Annotated in this window: 10 protein-coding genes; 4 read left to right on the top strand and 6 right to left on the bottom strand. The window is 55.6% G+C overall.

The genetic code is table 11. The features are described 5' to 3' along the window. Positions 1-143: 143 nt before the first annotated feature. Positions 144-1,172 carry an EF-P beta-lysylation protein EpmB gene (gene epmB / locus AC6HVW_RS24245; protein ID WP_186486529.1) on the bottom strand — a complete coding sequence of 343 codons (1,029 nt, stop codon included), beginning with the start codon at positions 1,170-1,172 and terminating at the stop codon, positions 144-146. Positions 1,173-1,214: 42 nt separating this feature from the next. Here epmB and efp point away from each other — a divergent pair, with 42 nt between their 5' ends. The 4 genes from efp to sugE all read left to right on the top strand — a co-directional run bounded on the left by efp (position 1,215) and on the right by sugE (position 2,722). Beyond that, a complete protein-coding gene (gene efp, locus AC6HVW_RS24240; RefSeq protein WP_024484772.1) occupies positions 1,215-1,781 on the top strand; it encodes an elongation factor P in 567 nt (188 codons plus the stop codon). 69 nt (positions 1,782-1,850) lie between these two features. Continuing rightward, positions 1,851-1,982 carry an entericidin A/B family lipoprotein gene (locus AC6HVW_RS24235; protein ID WP_021807578.1) on the top strand — a complete coding sequence of 44 codons (132 nt, stop codon included), beginning with the start codon at positions 1,851-1,853 and terminating at the stop codon, positions 1,980-1,982. A gap of 120 nt (positions 1,983-2,102) precedes the next feature. Beyond that, positions 2,103-2,234 carry an entericidin A/B family lipoprotein gene (locus AC6HVW_RS24230; protein ID WP_021807577.1) on the top strand — a complete coding sequence of 44 codons (132 nt, stop codon included), beginning with the start codon at positions 2,103-2,105 and terminating at the stop codon, positions 2,232-2,234. Between the two features lie 170 nt (positions 2,235-2,404). Then, the gene (gene sugE, locus AC6HVW_RS24225) at positions 2,405-2,722 is read left to right on the top strand and encodes a quaternary ammonium compound efflux SMR transporter SugE (RefSeq protein WP_021182101.1); all 318 of its coding nucleotides are present in this window, start codon (positions 2,405-2,407) and stop codon (positions 2,720-2,722) included. Here the strand turns inward: sugE and blc are convergent. From blc to frdA, 5 genes are all read right to left on the bottom strand, one after another. Then, positions 2,716-3,249, bottom strand: a complete 534-nt coding sequence (blc, locus tag AC6HVW_RS24220) for an outer membrane lipoprotein Blc (RefSeq protein ID WP_071682927.1) — start codon at positions 3,247-3,249, stop codon at positions 2,716-2,718. The genes sugE and blc overlap by 7 nt on opposite strands. A 95-nt stretch (positions 3,250-3,344) precedes the next feature. Then, on the bottom strand, positions 3,345-3,704 hold the full coding sequence (gene frdD / locus AC6HVW_RS24215; protein WP_021182103.1) for a fumarate reductase subunit FrdD: 360 nt from the start codon (positions 3,702-3,704) through the stop codon (positions 3,345-3,347). Positions 3,705-3,716: 12 nt separating this feature from the next. After that, positions 3,717-4,109: a fumarate reductase subunit FrdC gene (frdC, locus tag AC6HVW_RS24210; RefSeq protein ID WP_021182104.1), complete on the bottom strand. Its 393-nt coding sequence runs from the start codon at positions 4,107-4,109 to the stop codon at positions 3,717-3,719. A gap of 16 nt (positions 4,110-4,125) precedes the next feature. Beyond that, complete coding sequence (locus AC6HVW_RS24205) at positions 4,126-4,860, bottom strand: succinate dehydrogenase/fumarate reductase iron-sulfur subunit (protein WP_021182105.1); 735 nt, start codon at positions 4,858-4,860, stop codon at positions 4,126-4,128. Further along, complete coding sequence (gene frdA / locus AC6HVW_RS24200) at positions 4,853-6,655, bottom strand: fumarate reductase (quinol) flavoprotein subunit (RefSeq protein WP_021807575.1); 1,803 nt, start codon at positions 6,653-6,655, stop codon at positions 4,853-4,855. Before frdA ends, AC6HVW_RS24205 begins: the two co-directional genes overlap by 8 nt. Between the last annotated feature and the right edge of the window lie 50 nt (positions 6,656-6,705).

Raw genomic sequence — 6,705 nt, 5'->3', positions numbered from 1 at the left:
GGAGAAGGTTCTTTGAGCATGGCAGTCAGTCCGTTTTTTGCACTGACCTTATTAGATCAAAGTCCTGGCCTCACGACCAGGACTTTGTCATCAATCTGAGAGGAATGCCTAGGCATTCCTCTTTTTGCATTCATGTAGGCCACTTAGCTTTGCGTGAGGCGCAGATCCAACGGCGTTTTGCTGGGTTCGCCGCCGACTTCACGGGTCAGGCGGGGTACCAGGTAGCCGGAAACCTTGCTCAGCAAACTTTTCACGATCGCACGAGCCTCGTCGTCGCTGACCATAAAGTGGGCCGCGCCCTGCACCTTATCCAACACGTGGAGATAGTAGGGCAGGATCCCCGCATCAAACAGGGCGTTACTCAGCGTTGCCAACGTATCCGCGTTATCATTGATCCCCCGTAGCAGCACGCTCTGGTTCAGCAGCGTCACTCCTGCGCTACGCAACTGTGCCATACTGGCGCGCAGCGGCGAGTCAATCTCGTTGGCATGATTGATATGGGTGACCATCAGCACCTGCAGGCGCGATGCCGAGAAGCGTTGGCATAGCGTGGCGGTGATGCGGGCAGGGATCACCACAGGCAAGCGGGTATGAATACGCAGGCGTTTGAGGTGTGGGATGGCCTCCAGTTCCCCGATCAGCCAATCCAGTTCATGGTCTTTGGCCATCAGCGGATCGCCCCCGGAGAAAATAATTTCATCCAGTTCCAGGTGTTGACGGATATACTCCAACGCTTGAAGCCAGTTTGCCTTGTTGCCCTGGTTCTCCTGATAGGGGAAATGACGGCGGAAACAGTAGCGGCAGTTAACCGCACAGCCGCCTTTTACCAACAGCAGGGCACGGTTGCGATACTTGTGCAGCAACCCCGGCACCACGCTGCGCTGTTCATCCAGCGGATCGGTGGTGAAGCCTGGGGCATCGATGAATTCTGCGCTGGCGGTGAGTACCTGGCGCAGCAGCGGGTCATTGGCATCACCGGGTTGCATACGCGCGGCAAAGGCTCGCGGCACGCGTAGCGCAAACAGGCGGCGTGCATCGCGCCCCTGTGGCAGTTCCGGGTGCGTATTTAGTGACAGAAGCTGCAGTAATTCATCTGGGTCGGTAATAACATCGGCGAGTTGATGCAACCAATCTTCTCTATGCGCCGTGTTTTGGGTTATAATGTGTGCCATTTTTTTGGCTAAGCTACCAGTTTAAATTTTCAGAGGGCCATCATGGCGACTTATTCTAGCAACGATTTCCGTCCGGGTCTTAAAATCATGTTCGAAGGCGAACCTTACGCTGTTGAATCCAGCGAGTTCGTCAAACCAGGTAAAGGCCAGGCTTTTGCGCGTGTAAAAATGCGTCGCCTGCTGACCGGCACCCGCGTTGAGAAAACCTTTAAGTCTACCGACTCTTGCGAAGGCGCGGATGTGGTAGATACCAACATGAACTACCTGTACAACGACGGTGAGTTCTACCACTTCATGCACCCTGAGACTTTTGAACAGCATCAGGTTGAAGAGAAAACCGTTTCTGACGTAGCGAAATGGCTGCAGGACAACGCGGAATGTATCGTCACCCTGTGGGATGGCCGTCCTATCGCTGTTCTGCCACCGAACTTTATCGAAGCAGAAATCACTGATACCGATCCAGGCCTGAAAGGCGACACCGCAGGTACCGGCGGCAAGCCAGCTACCCTGAGCACCGGCGCCGTAGTTAAAGTGCCATTGTTCGTGCAGATTGGCGAAGTGATCAAGGTTGACACCCGCTCTGGCGAATACGTCTCCCGCGTTAAATAAGTATCAACACAGAGGAACCCCCGTGGTTCCTCTGTGTTATCCCTTCCCGTCACACGTTGGCAGAACCGCATGATGAAGAAAACGCTGTTGGCCGTGGTCTCTCTGTTGTTGCTGATGTCCCTCAGCGGCTGTAATACCTTCCGTGGTTTTGGTGAAGACGTTCAACACCTAGGCGGCGCGATTTCCCGCAGTGCCAGCTGATACCGATTAGCGCCATTAATCGGATAATGCAGAAAAATCCGTTTATTCCGGCAACCCTCCTGATTTTTACTACGCTTAGAGAGCTACACTTTTTCTCTAATAACGAATAAGGGTAATCTTATGCTGAAGAAAACTATTTTCGCCATTTTTTCCTTGTTGATCCTGTCATCGCTGGTGGGCTGTAATACTACCGAAGGTGTGGGCAAAGATGTTGAAGCTGGTGGTCAGGCGATCCAGCGTAGCGCACAGTAAATTCCTTTGGGTTCAACGGTATTCCACGGCAGCGCTTGATTTTCCCTTCCGTGGAATACCCATTTAATTCTCTTGTTTGCTATAATCCACGTCTTCAATCAGCCAAGTGGGACGACCCGCCTGCGCTTCTGTTGTTTGGGGACGACCCCATAAGTTCTGGAGCCAGTGTCATGGCATGGATCATTTTGCTTTTTGCGGGCCTGTTAGAGGTCGTCTGGGCTATTGGCCTGAAATATACCCACGGTTTTACCCGTTTGACCCCCAGTTTGATTACCGTCGCTGCGATGGTGGTGAGCATGGTGTTGCTGGCGCACGCCATGAAAACGTTGCCTGCGGGCACGGCTTACGCCGTGTGGACCGGGATTGGGGCGGTGGGCGCGGCGGTAATGGGCATGGTGCTGCTCGGTGAGTCGACCAACATCATGCGTATTCTCAGCCTGTGCCTGATCGTGGCTGGCATCCTGGGGCTAAAATTCAGCAGTCAATGAGTGGGCTGCTGATTGACCCAGATTAACGCTTCGGTATCAAAGCCGTAGCCCTTGGCAATCTGCACCAGTCTGTCGCGCGTGGCGGCTTCCAACGTCGGCGTGCGCGACAATATCCACAGATAGTCGCGGTTTGGGCCACTAACCAGCGCATAGCGGTACTCCGGATCGAGTTCGATGACGTTATAGCCGCCATAGAAAGGGCCGAAGAATGAGACTTTCAGCGAGGCCGTCTGCGGCGAACCGATAAAGTACGCCTTGCCTTCGCTCTCCTGCCACTGCTGTTTTTTGCTATCGAAACCCCGGTTAATCACCTTCAGACCGCCGTCTGTGCGCGGGCTGTAATTGGCCGTAACCTGCTCCAGACCTCGTTCAAAGCGATGATCCAGACGCGCGATTTCATACCAGGTGCCCAGATAGCGTTTGCTATCGAAGTTATCTATGACCTTGACGTTCTTCGGGGGTGTCACGCTACAGGCAACGGAAGCGAGGGCGGATAAAATGACGCAAAGCTTTGACCAAAAACGCATGAGTGACTCCTGTTTTTCAGTTACAGATAAACAGTGTAGTCGAAAGAGTGGGAGTAGCGGAATAGGCGGCCAACGGGAGTTGGCCGCCAGAGGTCTTACAGCGTGACGACCCCGATCAGGGTAACGACGCTCAGGATTGCAGCCAGGCCGTAGAACACCCATTTACCTGCAGGCACGTGGATTTTCAGATCGTGCATGGCATGGTGGATACGGTGTAGCCCGCACCATAATGGCAAAATGATCATTAGCAGCAGGAACAGGCGGCCGATCCAGCTTTGGCAAAACGCCAGGACGCGCTCATAACCTAGAGCTTCACCGGGGAACAGGCCGAGTGGCAATAGGATGCCGACCAGCAGCACGATAGCCGGAGCAACGATCGCTCCCCACATACCGCCAGCGCCAAATAATCCCCAGAAAACCGGCTCGTCAGAGCGTTTAGGTGATTGATTTATCATGTTTCCTCCGGATTACAGTAACGCTACGGCGAGAATGATCACGGTGACGACGATCGTCACTGCCCACAGCGCCTTAACGATTGGCTCCGGCCCCATTTTCTCGCTGTTGACGACGATGTTGGCGGCTTTCGGTGCCAGATCGAACCAGGTTTTAGTATGCAGTGCGGCGGCCAGCAGGGCGATGATGTTAATCAGCAGCACCAGCGGGTTTTGCAGGAAGCCGACAAACCCGGCCCAGCTTTCAGGGCCACCCTTCAGGGCAAAGACGCCGTAGATCAGCACGATGCTGAACCACACCGCCAGCACCGAAGTGCCTTCACGCAGCATGTAGAAACGATAGAAACCCAGCTTTTGCCACCAGGTTGGCGTCATGGTACGCACATAGGGCTTACGTTGTGTTGTCATTGCTGTCTCCCCTCCCTTATTGCGGTTTCAGCATTGCGATCATGAAGTCTTTGGCACTCTCTACCTTGCCCTGCTGGATCGCAGCGGCCGGGTCGACGTGTTTTGGACAGACTTCAGAGCAGTAGCCAACAAACGTACAGGACCAGACACCGTTCTGGCCGTTAAGCAGCGGCATACGCTGTTTCTTGCCGTGGTCGCGGTTATCCAGGTTATAACGGTGCGCCAGCGTAATCGCTGCCGGGCCGATGAATTCCGGATTCAGGCCGAACTGTGGGCAAGCGGCATAGCACAGGCCACAGTTGATGCAGCCGGAGAACTGGTGATACTTCGCCATTTGCGCCGGGGTCTGCACGTTCGGGCCATCTTCCGGCTTGCGATCGTTGCCGATGATGTAAGGCTTAATCGCTTCCAGGCTCTCGATAAAGTGGGTCATATCCACCACCAGATCGCGCTCGATCGGGAAGTTGCCCAACGCCTCAACCTTCATGCCATCGGTATATTCACGCAGGAAGGTTTTACAGGCCAGCTTAGGCACACGGTTGACCATCATGCCGCAAGAGCCACAGATGGCCATACGGCACGACCAGCGGTAGGACAGGTCTGGCGCCAGGTTATCTTTGATATAGCCCAGTGCGTCCAGCAGCGAAGTCTGCTCATCGTAAGGTACGCTGAAGGTCTCGAAATGCGGCTCGGCGTCGCGTTCCGGGTTATAGCGCATGACCTCGATTTTCAGGGTTTTCAGCTCAGCCATTCGCCTGCTCCTTATCCTTTCTCTCTTTGTCCTGCGCTTCGGCTGCGGCGCCATAAACACGCTGGGCCGGTGGCAGTTTGGTAATTTTCACGTCGCTGTACTCCAGGCGTGGTGCACCGTTCGGGTTATGGAACGCCAGCGTATGTTTCAGGAAGTTCACGTCGTCACGCTCGGTGCAACCTTCGTCGAGACGCTGGTGTGCGCCGCGCGATTCTTTACGGTTGAAGGCCGAGTGCGCCATACATTCGGCAACGTCCAGGCCATAGCCCAGCTCGATGGTGTACAGCAGATCGGTGTTGAACACGCTGGAGTTGTCGGTAATTTTGACGCGCTTGAAGCGCTCTTTCAGCTCCGCCAGCTTATCGATGGTTTTCTGCATCAGCTCCGGCGTACGGTAGATACCACAGCCTTCTTCCATCGACAGGCCCATTTCATCGCGGATCTTCGACCAGTTCTCGCTACCTTCTTGCTTCATCAGATTGCTGAGGCGGGTTTCCACGTCGCGGCCTTGTGCTTCCAAAGCGCTGCCGTTGGCCGGACCACTTTCCAGCGCGCGGCGGGCTGCGTGTTCACCTGCCACACGCCCAAACACCACCAGCTCAGCCAGCGAGTTGGAACCCAGGCGGTTCGCGCCGTGCAGGCCAACCGAGGAACATTCGCCGACGGCGAACAGGCCTTTGATGCGGGTTTCACAGTTTTGATCGGTTTCGATACCGCCCATGGTGTAGTGCGCGGTTGGACGGACCGGGATTGGATCCTTAACGGGGTCGACACCCACGTAGGCTTTCGACAGTTCACAGATGAACGGCAGACGCTCCAGCAGTTTCTTCTCGCCCAGGTGGCGCAGATCCAGATAGACCACGTCGCCGCGCGGGGTGGCGATGGTGCGGCCAGCACGCCATTCATGCCAGAAAGCCTGCGACACTTTGTCACGCGGGCCCAGCTCCATATATTTGTTTCTTGGCTCACCCAGCGGGGTTTCCGGGCCCATACCGTAGTCTTGCAGGTAGCGGTAGCCGTCTTTGTTAACCAGAATACCGCCTTCACCGCGGCAGCCTTCGGTCATCAGGATGCCTGAACCTGGCAGGCCGGTTGGGTGATATTGCACAAACTCCATATCGCGCAGTGGCACGCCGTGGTGGAACGCCATCCCCATACCGTCGCCGGTGACGATGCCGCCGTTGGTGTTATAGCGATAAACACGGCCCGCACCGCCGGTGGCCATGATGACCGCGTTGGCACGGATCTGCACGCGGGTGCCTTCCATCATGTTCATGGCAACCACGCCGCGCGCCTGGCCATCATCCACCAGTACGTCCAGCACGAAGTGCTCGTCGAAACGTTGGATTTGTGGGTACTTCAGCGAAGTCTGGAACAGAGTGTGCAGCATGTGGAAGCCGGTTTTATCGGCGGCAAACCAGGTACGTTCAATCTTCATGCCACCAAAGCGGCGCACGTTGACCGAACCGTCTGGCTTACGGCTCCACGGGCAACCCCATTGCTCCAACTGGGCCATTTCACGTGGGCAGCTGTGAACAAAGTGGTCGACCACGTCCTGCTCACACAGCCAGTCGCCACCGGCTACGGTGTCCTGGAAGTGATAGTCGTAGCTGTCGTGATCCTGAGTGACTGCGGCGGAGCCCCCTTCGGCGGCTACCGTGTGGCTACGCATTGGGTATACTTTAGATATCAGCGCGATTTTCAGTTGGGGATTGGCTTCCGCGGCGGCTATAGCGGCCCGTAAACCAGCTCCCCCGGCACCAATGATGGCTAGGTCGGCGTTAAAGGTTTGCACTGCACTCCTCCAATGTTCTCGTTAAAACGACAATTTAATTAATCTATGCT

It is taken from the genome of Serratia sp. NCCP-200, from assembly GCF_059697885.1.
This window is presented reverse-complemented; position numbering and strand designations above follow the sequence as displayed.

What these genes read in the sequence shown, in the direction of transcription:
- epmB (WP_186486529.1), bottom strand. Translation starts at nt 1,172, where the DNA reads ATGGCACACATTATAACCCAAAACACGGCGCATAGAGAAGATTGGTTG.
- efp (WP_024484772.1), top strand. Translation starts at nt 1,215, where the DNA reads ATGGCGACTTATTCTAGCAACGATTTCCGTCCGGGTCTTAAAATCATG.
- AC6HVW_RS24235 (WP_021807578.1), top strand. Translation starts at nt 1,851, where the DNA reads ATGATGAAGAAAACGCTGTTGGCCGTGGTCTCTCTGTTGTTGCTGATG.
- AC6HVW_RS24230 (WP_021807577.1), top strand. Translation starts at nt 2,103, where the DNA reads ATGCTGAAGAAAACTATTTTCGCCATTTTTTCCTTGTTGATCCTGTCA.
- sugE (WP_021182101.1), top strand. Translation starts at nt 2,405, where the DNA reads ATGGCATGGATCATTTTGCTTTTTGCGGGCCTGTTAGAGGTCGTCTGG.
- blc (WP_071682927.1), bottom strand. Translation starts at nt 3,249, where the DNA reads ATGCGTTTTTGGTCAAAGCTTTGCGTCATTTTATCCGCCCTCGCTTCC.
- frdD (WP_021182103.1), bottom strand. Translation starts at nt 3,704, where the DNA reads ATGATAAATCAATCACCTAAACGCTCTGACGAGCCGGTTTTCTGGGGA.
- frdC (WP_021182104.1), bottom strand. Translation starts at nt 4,109, where the DNA reads ATGACAACACAACGTAAGCCCTATGTGCGTACCATGACGCCAACCTGG.
- AC6HVW_RS24205 (WP_021182105.1), bottom strand. Translation starts at nt 4,860, where the DNA reads ATGGCTGAGCTGAAAACCCTGAAAATCGAGGTCATGCGCTATAACCCG.